Source organism: Flavobacterium sp. SM2513 (assembly GCF_050908145.1).
Taxonomy (GTDB): domain Bacteria; phylum Bacteroidota; class Bacteroidia; order Flavobacteriales; family Flavobacteriaceae; genus Flavobacterium.
This window is the reverse complement of record NZ_CP194228.1, coordinates 3,056,442-3,074,756: the sequence shown is the minus strand read 5'-3', so window position 1 is coordinate 3,074,756 and position 18,315 is coordinate 3,056,442. Positions and strand designations below refer to the sequence as shown.

21 protein-coding genes are annotated in these 18,315 nt (G+C 36.5%); 8 read left to right on the top strand and 13 right to left on the bottom strand.

The window, feature by feature from the left end; genetic code table 11:
• Window positions 1-6 precede the first annotated feature (6 nt).
• The gene (locus tag ACQ5J2_RS13150; RefSeq protein WP_432670926.1) at window positions 7-567 is read left to right on the top strand and encodes a fasciclin domain-containing protein; all 561 of its coding nucleotides are present in this window, start codon (window positions 7-9) and stop codon (window positions 565-567) included.
• A gap of 113 nt (window positions 568-680) precedes the next feature.
• Here the strand turns inward: ACQ5J2_RS13150 and tpiA are convergent, their stop codons facing one another.
• Both tpiA and ACQ5J2_RS13140 read right to left on the bottom strand, forming a co-directional pair.
• Window positions 681-1,436 carry a triose-phosphate isomerase gene (tpiA, locus tag ACQ5J2_RS13145; protein ID WP_432670925.1) on the bottom strand — a complete coding sequence of 252 codons (756 nt, stop codon included), beginning with the start codon at window positions 1,434-1,436 and terminating at the stop codon, window positions 681-683.
• 17 nt (window positions 1,437-1,453) lie between these two features.
• Entirely contained in the window at window positions 1,454-1,957 is a 504-nt protein-coding gene (locus ACQ5J2_RS13140) for a thioredoxin-like domain-containing protein (RefSeq protein ID WP_432670924.1), read from the bottom strand.
• Window positions 1,958-2,259: 302 nt separating this feature from the next.
• Here ACQ5J2_RS13140 and ACQ5J2_RS13135 point away from each other — a divergent pair, with 302 nt between their 5' ends.
• Window positions 2,260-3,516, top strand: a complete 1,257-nt coding sequence (locus ACQ5J2_RS13135; RefSeq protein WP_432670923.1) for a cation:proton antiporter — start codon at window positions 2,260-2,262, stop codon at window positions 3,514-3,516.
• Between the two features lie 40 nt (window positions 3,517-3,556).
• Here ACQ5J2_RS13135 and ACQ5J2_RS13130 read toward each other — a convergent pair whose 3' ends face one another.
• The 3 genes from ACQ5J2_RS13130 to ACQ5J2_RS13120 form a co-directional block, all read right to left on the bottom strand.
• Entirely contained in the window at window positions 3,557-4,021 is a 465-nt protein-coding gene (locus tag ACQ5J2_RS13130) for a hypothetical protein (protein WP_432670922.1), read from the bottom strand.
• A gap of 159 nt (window positions 4,022-4,180) precedes the next feature.
• On the bottom strand, window positions 4,181-5,071 hold the full coding sequence (locus ACQ5J2_RS13125) for a zinc-dependent peptidase (RefSeq protein WP_432670921.1): 891 nt from the start codon (window positions 5,069-5,071) through the stop codon (window positions 4,181-4,183).
• Window positions 5,072-5,129: 58 nt separating this feature from the next.
• Complete coding sequence (locus ACQ5J2_RS13120; RefSeq protein WP_432670920.1) at window positions 5,130-5,588, bottom strand: hypothetical protein; 459 nt, start codon at window positions 5,586-5,588, stop codon at window positions 5,130-5,132.
• 930 nt (window positions 5,589-6,518) lie between these two features.
• On the opposite strand from ACQ5J2_RS13120, the gene ACQ5J2_RS13115 reads away from it, so the two are divergent.
• A complete protein-coding gene (locus ACQ5J2_RS13115; RefSeq protein WP_432670919.1) occupies window positions 6,519-7,178 on the top strand; it encodes a hypothetical protein in 660 nt (219 codons plus the stop codon).
• 380 nt (window positions 7,179-7,558) lie between these two features.
• Here ACQ5J2_RS13115 and ACQ5J2_RS13110 read toward each other — a convergent pair whose 3' ends face one another.
• On the bottom strand, window positions 7,559-8,473 hold the full coding sequence (locus ACQ5J2_RS13110; RefSeq protein WP_432670918.1) for a fibronectin type III domain-containing protein: 915 nt from the start codon (window positions 8,471-8,473) through the stop codon (window positions 7,559-7,561).
• 272 nt (window positions 8,474-8,745) lie between these two features.
• Between ACQ5J2_RS13110 and ACQ5J2_RS13105 the strand changes: the two genes are divergently transcribed.
• The gene (locus ACQ5J2_RS13105) at window positions 8,746-8,997 is read left to right on the top strand and encodes a hypothetical protein (protein ID WP_432670917.1); all 252 of its coding nucleotides are present in this window, start codon (window positions 8,746-8,748) and stop codon (window positions 8,995-8,997) included.
• Window positions 8,998-9,049: 52 nt separating this feature from the next.
• Here ACQ5J2_RS13105 and ACQ5J2_RS13100 read toward each other — a convergent pair whose 3' ends face one another.
• The 5 genes from ACQ5J2_RS13100 to ACQ5J2_RS13080 form a co-directional block, all read right to left on the bottom strand.
• Window positions 9,050-9,865: a hypothetical protein gene (locus ACQ5J2_RS13100; RefSeq protein WP_432670916.1), complete on the bottom strand. Its 816-nt coding sequence runs from the start codon at window positions 9,863-9,865 to the stop codon at window positions 9,050-9,052.
• Window positions 9,866-10,006: 141 nt separating this feature from the next.
• Window positions 10,007-10,720 (bottom strand): hypothetical protein, encoded by a 714-nt coding sequence (locus ACQ5J2_RS13095; RefSeq protein ID WP_432670915.1) that lies wholly within the window; start codon window positions 10,718-10,720, stop codon window positions 10,007-10,009.
• 120 nt (window positions 10,721-10,840) lie between these two features.
• Window positions 10,841-11,917 carry an ABC transporter permease gene (locus ACQ5J2_RS13090; RefSeq protein WP_432670914.1) on the bottom strand — a complete coding sequence of 359 codons (1,077 nt, stop codon included), beginning with the start codon at window positions 11,915-11,917 and terminating at the stop codon, window positions 10,841-10,843.
• Between the two features lie 85 nt (window positions 11,918-12,002).
• A complete protein-coding gene (locus ACQ5J2_RS13085; RefSeq protein ID WP_432670913.1) occupies window positions 12,003-13,103 on the bottom strand; it encodes a BT_3928 family protein in 1,101 nt (366 codons plus the stop codon).
• A 33-nt stretch (window positions 13,104-13,136) separates the two neighbouring features.
• Window positions 13,137-13,679: a DUF1599 domain-containing protein gene (locus ACQ5J2_RS13080; protein WP_432670912.1), complete on the bottom strand. Its 543-nt coding sequence runs from the start codon at window positions 13,677-13,679 to the stop codon at window positions 13,137-13,139.
• Window positions 13,680-13,771: 92 nt separating this feature from the next.
• On the opposite strand from ACQ5J2_RS13080, the gene folP reads away from it, so the two are divergent.
• Together folP and ACQ5J2_RS13070 are read left to right on the top strand one after the other, a co-directional pair.
• Entirely contained in the window at window positions 13,772-14,602 is an 831-nt protein-coding gene (folP, locus tag ACQ5J2_RS13075) for a dihydropteroate synthase (RefSeq protein WP_432670911.1), read from the top strand.
• Between the two features lie 12 nt (window positions 14,603-14,614).
• Entirely contained in the window at window positions 14,615-15,106 is a 492-nt protein-coding gene (locus ACQ5J2_RS13070; protein WP_432670910.1) for a YqiA/YcfP family alpha/beta fold hydrolase, read from the top strand.
• Between the two features lie 20 nt (window positions 15,107-15,126).
• On the opposite strand, the gene rlmH is transcribed toward ACQ5J2_RS13070, so the two are convergent.
• The gene (rlmH, locus tag ACQ5J2_RS13065; RefSeq protein ID WP_432670909.1) at window positions 15,127-15,600 is read right to left on the bottom strand and encodes a 23S rRNA (pseudouridine(1915)-N(3))-methyltransferase RlmH; all 474 of its coding nucleotides are present in this window, start codon (window positions 15,598-15,600) and stop codon (window positions 15,127-15,129) included.
• 122 nt (window positions 15,601-15,722) lie between these two features.
• Between rlmH and ACQ5J2_RS13060 the strand changes: the two genes are divergently transcribed.
• Together ACQ5J2_RS13060 and ACQ5J2_RS13055 are read left to right on the top strand one after the other, a co-directional pair.
• Window positions 15,723-16,523: an ABC transporter substrate-binding protein gene (locus ACQ5J2_RS13060; protein WP_432670908.1), complete on the top strand. Its 801-nt coding sequence runs from the start codon at window positions 15,723-15,725 to the stop codon at window positions 16,521-16,523.
• Window positions 16,524-16,594: 71 nt separating this feature from the next.
• Window positions 16,595-17,380, top strand: a complete 786-nt coding sequence (locus ACQ5J2_RS13055) for an alpha/beta fold hydrolase (protein ID WP_432670907.1) — start codon at window positions 16,595-16,597, stop codon at window positions 17,378-17,380.
• Window positions 17,381-17,540: 160 nt separating this feature from the next.
• Here ACQ5J2_RS13055 and ACQ5J2_RS13050 read toward each other — a convergent pair whose 3' ends face one another.
• Window positions 17,541-18,248, bottom strand: a complete 708-nt coding sequence (locus tag ACQ5J2_RS13050; protein ID WP_432670906.1) for a DUF4197 domain-containing protein — start codon at window positions 18,246-18,248, stop codon at window positions 17,541-17,543.
• Window positions 18,249-18,315 lie beyond the last annotated feature (67 nt).

Genomic DNA, 18,315 nt, shown 5'->3' with positions numbered 1-18,315 from the left:
AGTATTATGAAAACTAAAAATTTATTTAGCGCTGCAATCTTCACAATTGCATTAGCATTCGGAACAAGTTCTTACGCTCAGAAAACAGTAATGGTAGGTGGAGCAGCGATGTATCCAACTAAAAACATTGTTGAGAATGCAGTAAACTCAAAAGACCACACGACATTAGTTGCAGCAGTAAAAGCAGCTGATTTAGTAACAACGTTACAAAGCAAAGGACCGTTCACAGTCTTTGCTCCAACAAATGCCGCTTTTGATAAGTTACCTAAAGGAACTGTTGAAACATTATTGAAACCAGAAAACAAAGCAATGTTGCAAAGTATATTAACCTACCACGTAGTTGCAGGAAAGATGAATGCGAAAGACATTGCAAAAGCAATCAAAAAAGGTAAAGGAAAAGCAACGTTGAAAACAGTTCAAGGCGGAACATTAACGGCTTGGATGATGGGTAAAGATTTATACATCACAGATGAAAACGGCAACAAAGCAAAAGTAACCATTGCAGATGTAAACCAGTCCAATGGTGTGATTCACGTAATTGATGCAGTTGTTACTCCAAAAGCATAAAGAATAAGGTTTGTTTTTAAGTTGATTGAAAAATCCCGTTGAGAAACGGGATTTTTTTATGCTTATATGTTACAGTATGCAACATACATTTTACAGTATATATTCTTCTTCTCCTACATCGCAGCTTGTACAATCGCTACGAAATCATCCGCTTTAAGTGCGGCACCACCTATTAGACCTCCGTCAACGTCTGGTTTAGAGAAAATCTCCTGTGCATTGTCTGGTTTTACGCTTCCTCCGTAGAGAATAGCGACATGGTTAGAAACGCCCGCTCCAAATTTATCTTCAACCGTTTTACGAATAAAAGCGTGCATTTCCTGAGCTTGTTCTGGCGAAGCCGTTTCTCCGGTACCAATTGCCCAAACAGGTTCATAAGCTAATATGATGCTTGCCCAATCTTTCTCTTCTAAATGAAACAGGCTTTCCTTCAATTGTTTTTCAATCAATTCAAAATGGGTGCCTTCTTGACGGTCTTTCAGTTCTTCTCCAAAGCAGAAAATTACTACCAACTCGTTTTTTAAAGCAGTATCTACCTTGTTTTTCAGTAATTCAGATGTTTCGTTGAAGTATGCTCTACGTTCTGAATGTCCTAAAATAACGCTAGTAACTCCAATACTCGTTAACATTCCTGCAGAAATCTCTCCTGTAAATGCACCGCTTTCTGCTTGATGCATGTTTTGTGCGGCAACATTAATATTGGTATATTCAAGATGTTGTACGGCTGAAGCCAAATTAACAAATGTTGGTGCAACAATAATATGCACCGCTGCATCAGAGGGAAGTTTGTTGATTAAGTCGTTCAACAAATCTTCGGTTTCCTCGGCGTTCTTATGCATCTTCCAGTTACCTGCTACAATTTTATCTCTCATGGTGTATGTGTGTTATTTTATTTATTTTGTAATTTTTTTAATACCTTAATTAATTTAGCATCATCTGCTTCAATGGCTTTGTATAGCGCTATCTTTCCTTCACGGTCAACAACCATGTAGCGCGGAATCCAATCTAAATCTATTGCTTTTCCAAAGACGCCTTGCATTCCGTCTTGTGCCCAAAAGTGTTGTCCTTTAAGCTGGTGTTTCTCAGCACCTATAATCCAGCGTTCCCACTCTTTATCCATAGATATATACAGGTAGGTTACTTCTGGAAACTGTTCTTGAAGTGCTCTGTACTTCGGAAATCCTTTGATGCAATCTGAACACCAAGACGCCCAGACATCAATAACTACAATTTTACCTTTGTTGTCTTCCATTACTTGTTGAAAAGTAGTTTCGGATTTATCAGTGGCAATCAGCGTACTTTTCAAAGCTTCTGGTGCAAATTCAGTTTTCTGTGCTTGTGAACACGATATAGTTGCAATCGCAACAAGAAAGCTTAAGAGTATTTTTTTCATAAGTTTTAGTTTTTACTAAACACAAATATAGTAATTCTTTTGCAGTACCTCTTGTTTCGATTCCTGATGCAGCAAACTTTAGCAGAACTTTGTGCATTGCATCCGGTATAAATAACATTCAAAGGGGCTGTTTATACGCCATTTTTACGTTTTTATTAAAAAGTAAAGCTTCGGGACACGTAGGATAATACTCAGGACTTGTTCGGAAAGACGTACCAGATATTCAATAACTAATTATGGAAATTGCGTAACGGATTCAGTGTATCTATTAATTAATTTTAGGCTTCTAAATTTGAATAACTATGGAGCTACAAGACGCGGTAACTTTCTTCGAAACGTATAATCTCAATGTATTTCTTTTGGGACTTGCGATATTAGTTGCAACAGTTTTACCACGTGTTTTGAGTAAGTATCCGTTGTCAATGCCCATTGTTTTACTCACCATTGGCTATCTTATATACCTTTTGCCTTTAGGCGTTGAAGTTCCAAATCCCAATATACATGGGGATTTAATCGAACACATCACTGAATTAGCTGTAATCATTGCCGTTATGGGTGCCGGATTAAAGATAAGTAAACGTCCAAGTTTTAAAGGTTGGAAAATTACCGCAAGATTACTTGGTATTACAATGGTGCTAACTATAGCTAGTGCGGCAGTACTCGGATGGTATTTTGCAGCATTTGTTCCTGCTACAGCATTACTTCTTGGAGCCATTGTAGCACCTACCGACCCCGTTTTGGCATCGGAAATAGAGGAGGAGGGACCTGGCGAAGATAACCAAGAACGCAGCGAACTCAAGTTTGCACTAACTTCTGAAGCCGGACTCAACGACGGACTTGCCTTTCCCTTTACCCACATGGCCATTGCAATGGCAGCTTACGGGTTGAGTTATGCCAACTGGTTTCAAACGTGGTTTCTGGCAAATGTTCTTTACGAAATTATCGTAGGAGTAGCTATTGGCATTGGTTTGGGCTATCTCTTAGCACGCTTTATACTGAACCTTCCTGTTGAATCACGGTTTGCCAAATCACTGTTGGGTATTGGCTCCTTTGCTGCAACCTTAATTATATACGGCTTTACCGAGTTCTTTGGCGGATACGGTTTTATCGCTGTCTTTTGTGGTGCGGTAATGATTCGGCAATACGAACCAGACCATGAATACCACGTACCGATGCATTCTGTGATAGAAAAACTACAAATCATAAGTACCGCCATACTTCTAATAGGGCTTGGAGCATCTATAAGCGGCGGTATTTTAGATAACTTAGATATTTCGCAAGTAATTCTAGCTGTTTTATTGGTACTAATAATTCGGCCGTTGTGCGGAATAATTGGGCTCACAGGTATAACAAATGTCCCGTGGAAGGAACGACTTGCCATCAGCTTTCTCGGAATCCGCGGTTTTGGTTCCATTTACTATTTGGCGTATGCCGTAAACCACCAAACCTTTGAGGGAAGCGACCGCCTGTGGTCCTTAATTGTATTGGTCATTGTGCTTTCGGTGTTTATACATGGAATAACAGCATCGCCCATTTTACGGTATTTGAAACAAAATTAAAGAGCAGTAGTACACTTCGTTTTAAGCGTTGTTCGAAATATCACGTTTTTCGCTGTGTTACCTTAAATGCTTTTTTATTTTCAAAATAAATTTCCAAAACGTCGGGGTCAATATTAAACATATCCGGCACAAATCCCTGAACATAACCGATATGTCCCTCCTCAGCAGAATAATAATCCCCGCCTAGCAACGCAATTATTTCTTCTTTGGTTTTACCTATTAAGTACTTACTTTCTATTAAATCTTCTGACATCATGTAGCGTTCTTGCGGTTTAAGGGTCCACAAACGTTCATCAAAATCAGTTGAAGGATAATAGGATACTGAAGCAATCCACAGATAAATTAAGCCTACGTAGAGTAGCGGACTTAAAATAACAGTAGGCAGTACCGCAAGATACTTTCTGTTTTTTTTTGTTCCAAAGTTTAATTTTCTCAATGTCCATTTTGATATGAAATAAATGGGTACCATTAGAATCAATAGTATAAAAGGTACTTCAATGCTCATTATTAGTGTTGTTTTTGAGGTTTAATTATTTAATGTTTACCAAAATAGTTATAACTGTCTTGTAAAATATTGGTAATACTAAAGGATTTATTGATGATATTTAAAAAGAGACAACTCACTTTTCACAACACCTATTTATTGTTTCAATTTGCTATGCATTCAATTCTCATTCAATCCCCCACAACAATTTTTGTATTTTTCGCCACTCTCGCAAGGACACGGACTGTTACGAGAAACACTTTCAATAGGGGTATTCAAATTTCTTTCGGTCATGTCTTGTTTATAGATTTTCTCTAGCAAATGGTAGAGTTCTGGATGCTTTTTCTCAAGCAGTTTGGGACGTTCAAAGAAATATTCGCTGGTTACCGAAAAGAATTCGGCCCGATTAGTCCCGCCATACGGGTTAATATCAGAGTCGCCGTCAAATACTTCGTCTAGTTTTTTGTCCATATAATCCATCCAAGGCTGTGCATAAGCGTTATCAAGCAGTGCCGAAGGAACGCCGTCAATTGCACCATCACGTTTGTCAATTAAATGAGTAAACTCATGTATTGCAGTGTTCTTCTTGTCAGATGTGTTTTCAAAGCCGTGGAGTAATGCCTCCTGCGAAAGAATCATTTTGCCGTCCATGTAACCTGTCCCTACCATGCCAAGCACATTTCTATTGGGGCCTTCGGTTGCAAACTCTTTATTGAAATGCGTAGGATATATCAGTACTTCATGGAGGTTGAAGTAGCTCCAATTTTCAAAACCAAAAATAGGTATTATGGCACTCGCGGCAACTAATAGTTTATCAAGCATCGTTATTTCAGTTCCTATACCGGTTATAGTACAGTTTAGCAGAAACTCTTGGACTCTGTATTCAAATTTTTTCTTCTCCGCTACCGATAAAGCCCGGTAAAAAGGCACTTCGTCGTTTAAAATAACACGCCATTCGTTAGGAAAATCTTCTTTTGGGAGGTTCCCCTTTCTATTTTTGTTACGGTTCCAATTGTAACTAAACAACCCGATGGCTACAAGGGTTATGAATATAAGTGAGGGGTAGAGCATAAGGGGTGTTTAATTGTTTCTGAGGTTTGGTTGATGATGGCAAATGACTATCATTAAATTAATCCAATTCATTTCTTCTCTCATTAATTCTTTTAATTAGTTCCAGATAATTATCAAAGTAGGCAGGAGATACATTGAGTTCCTTTCCATCTTTTAAAGTAAAAGAAAAATCATAATAACCATCAGTAATTTGACCAGCGTCACTATAAGAAGGTTCAATACGCTCAGTATTGAGACTCTTGATTAAATCATAAGGAATAACTTCTTTCTTTTTAGAAAAAAAATAAGTTTTGGTAATGTGCTTTTCTTCCAAAACAATACTAAAAACACGCTTTAAATTATAATAAAGGATAATAGCACCAATGATTACCAAAACCAAAACAGGAACTACTACTGAAATATCTTTTTTATAATTCAGTTTAACATCAATCAGCAACAAACTAAAGCCAATGCAAAGAGTGGGAAAAAAACCAAGTTTTATAAGATAAAAAGAATTAAACTTTGAACTTAAATTCATTTGTTAATGTATATAGATGGCTATTGTAGTACTTCTATTTCTTATTTCAAAAGACCTATTCAGAGGCCGCAAACAAGTTGTGAAAGATAATCATGCAGTCATTGCCTTTCCAAATATACTCTTTCTCTTTCAAAAACAAAACACCCATTTCAACCTTTTACTATCAAAACTTCCAACAGTTGAAAAAAACGGGTATCTACAAGTGTCAAGGTATATAAAATACCTTCCAAAACCTTGTAAAGACATACCAATCAGTAGGGTAGTGCTAAAATAATTGATGGGATTGCATTTTTATTCAAAAATAATGCTGACATTTACACTACGATAAGTATAGGAGTACGAATACGTTATGTAATAACATGCGATTCATACCTCCAAGTTTATCCAAAAGAGTAGCAAGAATGCGGGTTGCATAATTCATGTTAGCTTAAGGTTCAGTCACTATTTTCAACTAAATTCGAAAATGCTATGATGTATACAGCCGTTTCCTTTATCAAAAAGCACAAGCGTTGCTTTTATCTACTAACGTTGGGCATCTATCCCAAAGGTTTCGCATCACTTCCCCAGTAGTAAATTACTATTCCCGCAAGTTGTAAAACACGTTCGCTAACTCATGGGACGTTTTTTTTAGCTTTCGAGACAGCTCACATTGCTTTGGGTTAATTAACCAAGCCTTTGGGTTAGTTAACCACGGCTTTGGGTTAATTAACCACGTCTCTGGGTTAGTTAACCAAGGCTTTAGGTTAGTTAACCACATCTTTGGGTTAATTAACCAAGACTCTGGGTTAGTTAACCCAAGCTCTGGGTTAATTAACCCAATCATACGGTTACTTTACCTAACTATGGATTATGTATTAATAATAACAAAAAACACAACAGTAAAATGCTGTGATATAACAAACTAGTATAATCATTAAAAAACTAAATCTTATGCCTACTCGTAAACCTTTTCCCAGTAAAGAAAGCGAACTCAATACGTATTTCAAGTTAGTCGTGGCTTATTTAACGCTTCACATTAACCGATTGCATGTTTCGGAAACGAATAAAACGCTTATAAATGAACTTTACAACGAGTGGTTCATTTTATATCCGCTTTCGAAAAACCTTTACGAACGCACGACGATGATTGTGACAAACAAGAATAGAGTAAGGGATAGTTTGATGAATACACTGAGAAAAGTATTTGCCGATATCCCAAAAAGCGAGCTGACTTTACAAGACAGACTTACTCTTCATTTACCTGAACGTAAAAGTAATAGAAGTGCTCCTGTTATTCCCACAACGCATCCGCTAGGGCATATATTTACGGGGAACCTGTACCAACATACTATCTTTTTTACAGATGAAAACGGGTCACATGCTAAGCCAAAACGGGTGAGAGGTTGTCAGATTTGGTGCAAAATTGGCGAACCCATCACTGATTTAAAAGACACTACCTTTCTTGGCACATGTTCTGCACCGCCTTTTTTACATAAATTTGCCTTGTCCGACGCTGGCAAGACGGTTCATTATCGGTTACGGTGGGAAAATACACGAGGTGAAGCAGGTCCTTGGAGTCCAGTGGTACGAGCTACCGTTAATGGGGATTGATGGGGGATTAAACTTACTTGTTCACGACAAGATGTGTTTTTCTTTGTCGTTCTGAGGAAGGAAGAATCAATTATGAGAGTAACGCTTGTGATTTCTCTTTTGTTGAAATGAACTCATTTATAAGTTCCACTCATGCAGTCATTGCGAGGAACGAAGCAATCTCCTGTAATCGATACCTATAACGGTGGCATTTATGTCTGTGAATTGAAAATTGGAAGTGCATGTCGTTATGCATGGTTGTAGTATTCGTTTATAGGATTGCTTCGTTCCTCGCAATAACAAAGTCCTGACTTCATATAGGAAATCAGGACTTTGAAAGTGTTTATAAGAATAGTCACGAATGGTTCAACACCAATCCATGATGTTTTGAATACTGTGATTTAGAAATTTCTAACGGCTCTATATGCGTTTGCAGTGCTTTTAGCGATGCCAATAGTTCCACCGGTCTCTCCTTGAAGCACCATGTGTTTTGTTGCATCTGTTGGGTCTTGCGTAGAACTTGACAACATCAAGTCGGCCATATCGCCGAGGTTTTCACTAATTAAGTTGGTATATACCAGTTCCAATTCGCCAATTGAGGGAAGGTACCAATCCTCTAACTCATTAAAAATAAGTTCCGCACATTGCTTAGCGGCAACGTCTCCAGTAGCGATAATGTCGCCACTACATTGGTCAGGGTCTGCATAATAGCCCATGGCAGTATGAAACTCTAAGATAAGGTCAGAATTAGCTGAACCGGTTCCTACAGTAGCCATCGTACCGGCTACATCACCCGTAGGGCATCCCCATTGTGTGCTGAATTGTGTAGCTAGAGGAGCAATTTCTTTTCCGTGAATACCAGTTGCATCTATTTCAAACACGAAACCACCACCCGGACCTATGTCGCCAATTGCATATACAATTGCACCATCAATGGTAGTAAACATTTGCTGGTTGCCATAAGCAACGCCAATTTCGTTAATGGCGTAAGCCCTTACATAATAAGTAGTATTGGGCACTAAATTAGTAATAGTTGCCGTAAATTGTTCTGCAGTTCCTACTTGTGGTATCTTAGTCGTAAAAATAGTGGGGTTAGGAAGCGTATCCCATGCAATCCCCATTTCGATAAGATTTTTACCACCGTCAGAAACGATAAAACCACCCGTTGTAGCTGCAGTAGTTGTAATATTTGTTGTACTCAAAGTCTTCAATGAAGGACTCGTTGATTCGGGATTTCCGTCGTCGCCACTTACATCGCACCCCACCAGTACCAGACAGGTCAAGAGAACGATTGCATAAAGTTGTTTTTTAATCATGGGTTTAATTTAAGGTTTTGTATTGGTTTTTATTAGTGCTCGAGGCGTACAGAAACGTGTAGCATTTCTAATACCATCTAACAATTTTGTAAATATAGTTGATTCTTTGAATAATTCTAAAACATTTTATCACAGGAGCGGGAAAATTTGTTTCTATGGAAACAAAATAAACTTAATTTCTTTTGAGGAATAGGGGTGTTTGAACGGTGAACGTTGTAGGATTAGGAGGGAACTGTGCCATACGAGTTGGGCAGCCAGTCAGACGTTAGGGAATGTTGCCAGACAATTGGGGAACTTTGTCAGACGGATGGGGAAGACCGACAGACGTTCGGGAATGTTGCCAGACGACCGGGGAACGTTGCCAGACGAGTGGGGAAGACCAACAGACGTTCGGGAACGTTGCCAGACGAGTGGGGAAGACCGACAGACGTTCGGGAATGTTGCCAGACGACCGGGGAACTTTGTCAGACGAATGGGGAAGTCTGACAGACGTTCGGGAAGAGAGTCAGACGAGTGGGAAATAGGAGTTGGCACAAGCGAGATGCTTGCGCTAGCGTGGAAATTTTACCTGTTCTATCAATCTTCTTCGTATCTGTCTAATAATTGCAATATATATTTATCTTCAATACTCATCTCATCTATAAAAGGTAATAAGTCAGGACGTAGTATAGTCATCTCTCTAAATTTTTTACGCCGATTATTAAAAAGACTTAAATTAAATAGTTGCTTAAGTTCTGTGTTGTACATATAATCAGTAGTATGAGTTGAATAGTTAATGTCTCGCCAATACATTCTGTACCACTTAATTTTACCATCATATAAAACTTCTTGCAATCCTTTTCCATCACCAAAAAAGACTCGATATTTGTAATTATAATCAACAAATTTCATGCTGTCAATTTCTTTCGCTTTGTACCGTACTTTTTCTTTATTTTTAATAGCTACTACTCTAGTAACAATGCTTATTTCATCCAATCTTTCGGAATCAAAGAGGTTGGTTTTTGTCTTTATATAGGTTCTCAAAACAGTACCGTTTTTAAGGACAATTTTAGCATACACTTGTTTCCGGTCTACTAAGGGAGGGTTTAATATCAGTAGCTTTTGTTCTTCTGTAAGCACTCTTTCCACAGGAAGCTTTTCCCCAGCCTTAAGATAGATGGTAGTTCCTTTATCATCAACGATACTTCGTATGCTATTCATGAAATAAGTAAATTCCGATTTAGTACTTGAGTTTATAAAAAGTACTTGGTCCTCTACAAAGCGAAGATTTGTAAATTTCATTTGCTGGTTTGTAATAATTGTAATTGTGCCTGCGGAAACTGTTTTTATATCCTGTGCAGAAAGGTTTAAGCAACAATACATAATTGCTACAAATAGATAAACTTTTTTCATTTTATTATTTAAAATAGATTGTTGATGCGGTTTTTTTATAAGCGATAATTATAGCGTAATTTTTTTATTTGTAAATATATACAAACTCTTTAATATCTTATATTAATGTACACAAAGGACTTACTCCAACCGAGAAATAAATTAATAATCAAAATGATATTCATTTACTTGATCTGCATCAACTGGTAAATTTTCAGTAAAGCCGGATGTACTAATTCCGTTTTTTGTCATATGCCAAAATAATGTATATTGATCCTCGCCTTCTTCAACACTAAAGTAAATGATAGAATTTACGTTAGTTCCATACCATGCTGTTTCTTCGTATGCACTAGTGCCACTTCCACCAGGATTTTCGGCAGGATAATAGACATTATCCACACCATAATTTTCAATTTTAGTAACTAGTGTATTGCAGAAAAAACAATTTAAATCTACTTTCACAAAGTCGTTTTCATCTACTGGTGTGGTATTATTTACATAAATTTTATATTTTAAAAGTTTATCGACTTTTAAAATAACTGAATCAGTTAGTCTAAAGCTTCTTAATTCTGAAGTACCGTAATTTTCATCTTGTTCTTTAGAAGTTGAGAACAAAACACGTTCACCATCCTTTGCTTGAAAACTAAAATTCCCATTATCATCAGTGATTACTTCTGTAGAACCGAGTTCTACACGATAAGTATAAATTCCATAACCATGAAATTCATAAATGTAAATCGAAACTCTTTGATTAGCTATTCCTTCGCCTGTCAAATCTCGTTCTACTCTTCCATTTATGGTAACAAAGTTTTCATCATCGACAGAACAAGCTCCAAAGGTAAAAATGAACAATAAAAACAATAAAGTTGGTTTCATAGTATTTCTTTTAGGATCACATTGGATATAACGTATTTATTAATTTTAAAGTATCTTTTTATTTTGCAAACACGATATTGCGAACTTGTATTTTGTCTCTAATAATTATTAATCAGAAACTTATTCCAACCGAATTTTAGGGTCTAAGTACGCATAAACCAAATCTACTAAAATATTAATGACCACAAAAGTTGTGGCAATGACAATAACAGCTCCCATAATTACCGGTAGGTCTAAGGTGTTGAGGGCTTCAACGATTTCTTTGCCTAAGCCGTTCCAACCGAAGATGTATTCTACAAAAACAGCTCCGGCAAGCATGGAAGCAAACCATCCTGATATGGCAGTTACCACAGGATTCAAGGAGTTTTTAAGGGCGTGTTTTTTGATGATTTGAAATTCACTCAAACCTTTGGCACGAGCCGTTCTAATATAATCCATACTGAAGGTTTCGAGTAAGGAGTTTCGCATCAATTGCGTCACTACTCCCAAAGGACGAATGCCCAAAACAATAGCGGGTAGAATAAGGTTTTTCCATTGAATATAGCTTCCGTTGCCAAAATCATCTACTTCATAGAGACTTCCTGTCATGTTAAGATTCGTGTATTCGTGCAATACAAATCCAAACAACCAAGCAAATAAAATGGCGCTGAAAAAGGACGGGACACTCATTCCCAAAGTACTGATTAATGCAATGAGTCGGTCGACCCATGTGTTGTGATATAATGCGGAAATGATGCCCAAAAACACACCGATACCAATTGCAATCAGAATTGCAAAAAAGGCTAAGAGAAAAGTATTGGGTAATGTGTTTCCAATTATATCAGTTACTTTCTTGCCACTTTTTTGGAAACTTTCGCGTAAGTAAGGCGTTTTTAAAGCTACGGTGCGATTGCCAATGGTAAAAAGCGATACGGCATTGTATTTCTCTTTATAAAGAAAAGAATAATTGTCGGGATTGGTGTTGTGAAACGAAATCGGGGAGAGGTCGTTCAGGTAATTCAAGTATTGGATAGAAATGGGTTGGTCAAAACCGTATTTCTTTTTGATAATCGCCAACTGTTCCGAATTCTCGTTCTGGTCGAGCATCATTCTAGCCGGGTCGCCAGGCAATACATTAAATAAAAAGAAGATAACCGTAACCACTCCAAAAAGGGTTAGTAAAGCGTATCCTATTTTGTTTAAAAAGTAGCGAAGCATGGAGGAAGTTGTCAGTTATCAGTTGTCAGTTGTCAGTTGTGAGGAAAAAATGAGCCGTTTGGGTTATCAAACGGCTCATTTTATATTACAATTTCAAATCTTTTATATCGTTGTGGTGTATCTTTTTTGTAACCGTTCCCTTTTTTAGAATGACAATACTTGGGTTGGCACGTTCAATGGTTTTCAGCGTGATTGAATCAGCGAAATAGTAATCAAAAGTAAAGTTGTACTTCGCTCTGATTTTTGCAATAACACCAGCATTTGAAGCGGTCATACCAATTACTTTATAGCCTTTTGAAGTGGCTTCTAAGTTTAAGGCTTCCAATTTTTTCAAACCAGCATCGTCGGCAATTTCTAAATCGTAGGTAAGGAATATCATTAATTTTGGCTCTGCTAGAAATTCAGCTGTATGGTCAACGTCGTCTTTTTCCATTGTGAAATCATGAATAGGAGGCAAGTAACCTGCCGAAATAATGTTGTCTCTTCGTTCTACGAATTCAGCTCCTGCAGGAATATCCATCAGTTGTTTATCAGTGAACTCCTTGTTTACGCCATCTACTTTATAAACAAAAATCATGTCAATAACCGCTGGTTCGGCATCGGCTGGAAACGACATGTCTTTTTCAATGTTTGTTCCCACTTTATAGGCTCTGAAATCTTTCAATGGTAAATGATTTAAAACCCAGTACGCCATGAAAGAACACAATAATAGTGTCACCAATACAATACCTGTATTAACTTTACTATTGAATAAAGGCTTTATAAACTTGATATTGAAAAACAATATCAAGATGAAGAACAATAAGACGATGTCTTTCGTGAATGATTCCCAAGGCGTTAATTTCAAAGCGTCGCCGAAGCAACCACAATCTGTTACTTTATTGAAATAAGCCGAATAAAACGTAAGGAATGTAAAGAATACTATCATCAACAGTAAACTCCAAATGGTGAATTTAGGTTTGAAACCCACTAACAGCATTACTCCTAAGACCACTTCTAAGATTACCATAAATACAGCTATTGCTAACGCTAATGGTTCAAGAAACGGCAGATTTAAAACAGGTTCTGAGAAATATTCTTCTAACTTGAACGCAAATCCGATAGGGTCGTTGAGTTTAATCAATCCTGAAATAATGAACAGAATACCGACGAAAACTCTTGAGAATTGTGTGATGATGTTTTTCATTTGTGAATTATTTTTGGCTAAAAAAGGAGTGTGTTATAAATGTTTGTGCATTAAAATCAGTGCGAATATCGAATAGTTAATCATGTCTTGGTAATTGGCGTCAATGCCTTCAGAGACAATCGTTTTTCCTTTGTTGTCTTCAATTTGCTTTACGCGAAGTAGCTTTTGTAAAATCAAATCCGTCAAGGAACTGACACGCATTTCGCGCCAAGCTTCCCCGTAATCATGGTTTTTGTTTTCCATCAACGTCTTGGTCAACTGGATTTTCTCATCGTACAATCGCGTTGCTTCTTCCAATTTTAAATCAGGTTGTTCGACAACACCCAATTCCAATTGAATCAAAGCCATCACCGAATAATTGATGATACCGATGAATTCTCCGGCTTCGTCTTCGTCTACTTTTCGAACTTCGTTTTGTTGCAAACTACGAATACGTTGTGCTTTGATGAAAATTTGATCGGTTAGCGATGGCAAGCGTAAAATACGCCAAGCACTTCCGTAATCACTCATTTTATTGATAAAAAGGCTCCGACATTGGTGCACTATTTTATCGTATTCTTGAGAAGTATTGCTCATTATTGATTTATATTTGTATAAATTTTTTCAAAAATAAGCAATTAAAAACGATTAAGCCAAAAGGAAATCCCAAAGCATAAAAAAAAGTTCTGATGACGATAAACTGCAAAGGCACATTGATTGATTTGACTCGACCCAAAGTAATGGGAATCTTAAATTTGACACCAAATTCATTTTTTGACGGTGGCCAATTTACAGATGAAAATACCATTCTCAATCAAGTAGAAAAAATGTTGAATGAGGGTGCTACTTTCATTGACGTTGGTGCTTATTCGAGTAAACCTGATGCGGATTACGTTTCGGAAGAAGAAGAGCTTCGTCGTTTAATACCAATTGTAAAACTTTTAGTGAGTGAATTTCCAGAAATTATACTCTCTATTGATACTTTTAGGAGCCCTGTTGCTGAAAAGGCGATTGAAGCTGGAGCGTCAATCATAAATGATATTTCAGCAGGAAATTTGGATACTGAAATGATGAAAACAATAGCGAAATTACAAGTGCCATACATCATGATGCACATGAAAGGAACGCCGAAAACCATGCAAAGTTTGACGCAATACGAAGACGTTTTGAAAGAAATGATGTTGTATTTTGCAGAGAAAATAAATCTCGCCCGAAGTTTAGGGATTAATGATTTGATTGTAGACCCCGGTTATGGATTTGCCAAAACCACAGAACAGAACTTTGAAGTATTGCATAAAAGTGAATTATTTAAACACCTAAATGTCCCAATTTTAGCCGGATTATCAAGAAAGTCTATGATATACAAAACGCTGGATTGCAGTTCAAAACAAGCATTGAATGGAACTACAGTTTTAAATACATTGGCCTTGACAAAAGGGGCGAATATTTTGAGAGTCCACGATGTAAAAGAGGCAATGGAAACGATTGCTTTGTTTGAAGCGTTTCAAGAAACCAATTAACTACAAAAAACTATGACTATATTATATCTCCACGGATTAGAAAGTAAATTAAGCGATGTAAAACGAGCTGTTTTAGAAGAATTTGCTACTGTAATCGCACCAGATATGGATTATAAAAGCAATTCTGAAATGTTTAATTATTTATTGGAAACCTATAAAAACGATTCCATTGATTGTATAATTGGAAGTAGTATGGGCGGTTTTATGGGCTATCATATTGCTATGACATTGGGTTGTCCCGCTTTGTTGTTTAATCCCGCTTTACCCATTCGCTCGTTGAATCAAGTTGTTCCGCAAAATGTGGTTCCAAAACAAAAGCAGCGTTTTTCTATAGTTTTAGGGAGTCAAGACGAAACGGTTCCTGCAATTTCAAATTTGAAGTATTTCTCTGAAAATTTATTGCCAACGGTTCATTTTGATATTAAAATCCGACCTGATTTGGCTCATCAAATTCCTTTAGAAATTTTTGAAGAAGAATGTAATGCGTTTTTGAGAAGTTTGTAGTTGCCCTAATTCCCTAATCCTTACTGGTGGTGATAAGGTTCATTCCTCAAAATCGTAAATCCTCTGTACAATTGTTCAATAAAAAACAATCGAACCATTTGGTGGGAGAACGTCATATTTGAGAGCGAAATTTTTCCAAAAGCTTTTTGATAAACTGTTTCAGAAAAACCATAAGGACCGCCAATCACAAATACTAAGGTTTTGATACCTGAATTCATTTTCTTTTGTAATTCGGAAGAGAATTCCATACTGCTGAAGTTCTTACCGTTTTCGTCCAACAAGATTAGTTGGTCGGTTGGGGTTATTTTGGACAGAATTAATTCACCTTCTTTCTCTTTTTGCTGTAATTCTGATAAGTTCTTGACGTTTTTGATATCGGGAATGACTTCTAAATCAAATTTGACATAAAACGATAAACGCTTTTGATAATCATCCATCAAGGTCTGCAATTGCTTATTATCGGTTTTGCCAATGGCGATGAGTTTGATGTTCATAGAAGTAGGTTTTTTTGCAGTGCAAAGGTGCGGTGTTTTTTATTAAAATGAAACGGCAATATGCTTTTTCGATGCAATTTGTGCATTATAATTTTTAACTTTGAACAATAAAATGTGCTACAATGCTTGAAATGAAAGACGGTATAGGAACTAATTTTGAAGTAAAAGATATCCCACAACGGATTATTTGCCTCGTTCCATCCTTAACGGAAACCTTATATGATTTAGGTTTGGAAGATAAAATCATTGGTATCACAAAGTTTTGTGTGCATCCAATACATTTTAAATCCACTAAGAAAATCATTGGCGGAACAAAAAAAGTGCATTATGAGAAAATTCGTTTGCTAAAACCCGATTTTATCATAGCTAATAAAGAAGAGAATACCGAAGAAATGGTGGTGGAGTTGCGTAAAATTTGTCCGGTTTGGGTTACAAATATTATTACGGTTGATGATGTGTTGCACACCATTGCTGATTTTGGCAAACTCTTTAATTGCCGAACTGAAGCGCGAAAATGGAATGACAAGATTTCTTTTGGTTATACTGATTTCATGAAGTTCAGCAAAAACTTACCTATTAGAAAAACGGCTTATTTCATTTGGAAAAAACCATATATGGTTGCAGGAACAGGAACTTTTATTGATGAATTAATGCAGTTGAATAAGTTTGATAATTGTTATAAAAACCAAGACAGGTACCCAGAAATCGATTTAAAGGTTATGGAAAAAGACTATGACCCGGAAGTAGTTTTACTTTCATCAGAGCCCTATCCTTTTTCGGATGCAGACGCTTTTGAAATTGGCAGAAATACCCATCATGCAAAAACTGCTTTTGTAGATGGTGAAATGTTTTCTTGGTACGGAACCCGATTGCATCAGTCTTTTAGTTATTTCAAACAACTACAGAACCGATTGAAAGAATAAACAAGACATAAATTTACTCAATAGATATTAAAAATTCGTTTTAAATACTAAATTCGCCAAAACCTTTATTTGTGCTTAACTATACTATTTTTCCAAATCCTGAAAGCAAACAATGGATAACTTTTGTTCATGGAGCAGGAGGGAGCTCATCGATTTGGTTTAAGCAAATTCGGGATTTTCAGAAACATGCTAACTTGTTACTTTTAGACCTTCGTGGACATGGGGAATCTAAAAACTTTACTTCAAATGAAAGCTATACTTTTCCTATTCTTGCTAATGATATAAATGTGGTTTTAGAACATCTTGAAATCAAAAAGTCGCATTTCGTAGGAATTTCTCTAGGAACAATCTTAATTCGACAGTTGGCAGAAACGAATCCTGATAAAATTCAAAGCATGATTTTAGGTGGTGCCATTTTTAGAATGAATGCTCGGTCACAGGTTTTGATGCGATTAGGGAATGTTTTTCAATATGTAATTCCTTATTTATGGTTGTACAAATTTTTCGCATTTGTCATTATGCCAAGAGATAATCATAAAAGTGCACGGTTGTTATTTGTGAATGAAGCTAAAAAAATGAATCAAAAGGAGTTTATTAAATGGTTCATATTAACCTCAGAAATAAATCCGATTTTAAGAAAATTCCGTGCTGAAGAACTTAAAATTCCTACACTTTATATAATGGGAACCGAAGATTATATGTTTCTCCCTTCTATTAAAAAAGTAGTGCAACAACATTCAGCTTCTGCTAAGTTAGTAGAAATTCAGAATTGTGGACATGTAGTTAACGTTGAAAATGCGGCAGTATTTAATAGCGAAACGCTACAGTTTGTTGAATATGTGACAAAAAAAAGCTGAAACACAATGCCCCAGCTTTTTTAAAATCTAACTAACTAACCAAACCTTATTCAATCTTAATACTGCAAAGTACGTGATTTTTAATTTATGTTTTGTTAAGGCAGTGTTAAGTCTATGTGATTGAATACAAAAAGATTAGATACTATGCATGCCTAGTTTTTTACTTGGCATCTTGCATGGCGAAAACTTTTTTCAGTAAATCAGATGTTCTTGCATTTAAGTTGGTACGAATGTCTTTTTCTTCAACAGCAATCATTTTGAAAACCCCTTCTAATGCTTTTTGAGTCACATAATCGTTCAAATCAGGATTTACATTAGAAGTTAAAGGTATCGCATTGTATTTTGTAATGATGTTTTTCCAAGCAGCATCAGCACCTACTTTTGATAATGATTTTTGAATTACTGGATTGAATTTTCCGTATAAGGATTGCGTTGTAGAACTTTGTAAATACAGTGTAGCTGAGTTATCGCTTCCCAATAAAATATTCTTAGCATCGTTAAACGACATATTCCTCACTGCATCAACAAAGATAGGTGTAGCTTCTTTTACCGCGTCTTCTGCAGCACGGTTTAGCAACTTGATTCCTTCATCGGCAAGGCTTCCTAGACCAATGTCTCGTAAACCTTTATCTACTTTCTGCAATTCATCGGGAAGTAAGATTTTGACCATTTGATTTTTGTAAAAACCATCGGTCGAAGTTAGTTTGGTTACTTCTTTAGTGATTCCGTTGTTGAGTGCTTCTTTTAAACCTGAGGCGATTTCGGCATTTCCAACGGGGTCTAAACCGGGATATTGACTGGCAATTTGTTGCAATTCGGCACATCCAAATAAACTAAAAGCCATGATGCTTAAGAGTACTTTTTTCATAATGTTTTTTTCAAATATACTATAATGCTTGGAAAAACGAGACTTAGAATAAGATTTTATTAACAGT

Coding starts and splice junctions, on each gene's coding strand:
- ACQ5J2_RS13150 (WP_432670926.1), top strand. CDS start 7: ATGAAAACTAAAAATTTATTTAGCGCTGCAATCTTCACAATTGCATTA.
- tpiA (WP_432670925.1), bottom strand. CDS start 1,436: ATGAGAGATAAAATTGTAGCAGGTAACTGGAAGATGCATAAGAACGCC.
- ACQ5J2_RS13140 (WP_432670924.1), bottom strand. CDS start 1,957: ATGAAAAAAATACTCTTAAGCTTTCTTGTTGCGATTGCAACTATATCG.
- ACQ5J2_RS13135 (WP_432670923.1), top strand. CDS start 2,260: ATGGAGCTACAAGACGCGGTAACTTTCTTCGAAACGTATAATCTCAAT.
- ACQ5J2_RS13130 (WP_432670922.1), bottom strand. CDS start 4,021: ATGAGCATTGAAGTACCTTTTATACTATTGATTCTAATGGTACCCATT.
- ACQ5J2_RS13125 (WP_432670921.1), bottom strand. CDS start 5,071: ATGCTCTACCCCTCACTTATATTCATAACCCTTGTAGCCATCGGGTTG.
- ACQ5J2_RS13120 (WP_432670920.1), bottom strand. CDS start 5,588: ATGAATTTAAGTTCAAAGTTTAATTCTTTTTATCTTATAAAACTTGGT.
- ACQ5J2_RS13115 (WP_432670919.1), top strand. CDS start 6,519: ATGCCTACTCGTAAACCTTTTCCCAGTAAAGAAAGCGAACTCAATACG.
- ACQ5J2_RS13110 (WP_432670918.1), bottom strand. CDS start 8,473: ATGATTAAAAAACAACTTTATGCAATCGTTCTCTTGACCTGTCTGGTA.
- ACQ5J2_RS13105 (WP_432670917.1), top strand. CDS start 8,746: ATGTTGCCAGACAATTGGGGAACTTTGTCAGACGGATGGGGAAGACCG.
- ACQ5J2_RS13100 (WP_432670916.1), bottom strand. CDS start 9,865: ATGAAAAAAGTTTATCTATTTGTAGCAATTATGTATTGTTGCTTAAAC.
- ACQ5J2_RS13095 (WP_432670915.1), bottom strand. CDS start 10,720: ATGAAACCAACTTTATTGTTTTTATTGTTCATTTTTACCTTTGGAGCT.
- ACQ5J2_RS13090 (WP_432670914.1), bottom strand. CDS start 11,917: ATGCTTCGCTACTTTTTAAACAAAATAGGATACGCTTTACTAACCCTT.
- ACQ5J2_RS13085 (WP_432670913.1), bottom strand. CDS start 13,103: ATGAAAAACATCATCACACAATTCTCAAGAGTTTTCGTCGGTATTCTG.
- ACQ5J2_RS13080 (WP_432670912.1), bottom strand. CDS start 13,679: ATGAGCAATACTTCTCAAGAATACGATAAAATAGTGCACCAATGTCGG.
- folP (WP_432670911.1), top strand. CDS start 13,772: ATGACGATAAACTGCAAAGGCACATTGATTGATTTGACTCGACCCAAA.
- ACQ5J2_RS13070 (WP_432670910.1), top strand. CDS start 14,615: ATGACTATATTATATCTCCACGGATTAGAAAGTAAATTAAGCGATGTA.
- rlmH (WP_432670909.1), bottom strand. CDS start 15,600: ATGAACATCAAACTCATCGCCATTGGCAAAACCGATAATAAGCAATTG.
- ACQ5J2_RS13060 (WP_432670908.1), top strand. CDS start 15,723: ATGCTTGAAATGAAAGACGGTATAGGAACTAATTTTGAAGTAAAAGAT.
- ACQ5J2_RS13050 (WP_432670906.1), bottom strand. CDS start 18,248: ATGAAAAAAGTACTCTTAAGCATCATGGCTTTTAGTTTATTTGGATGT.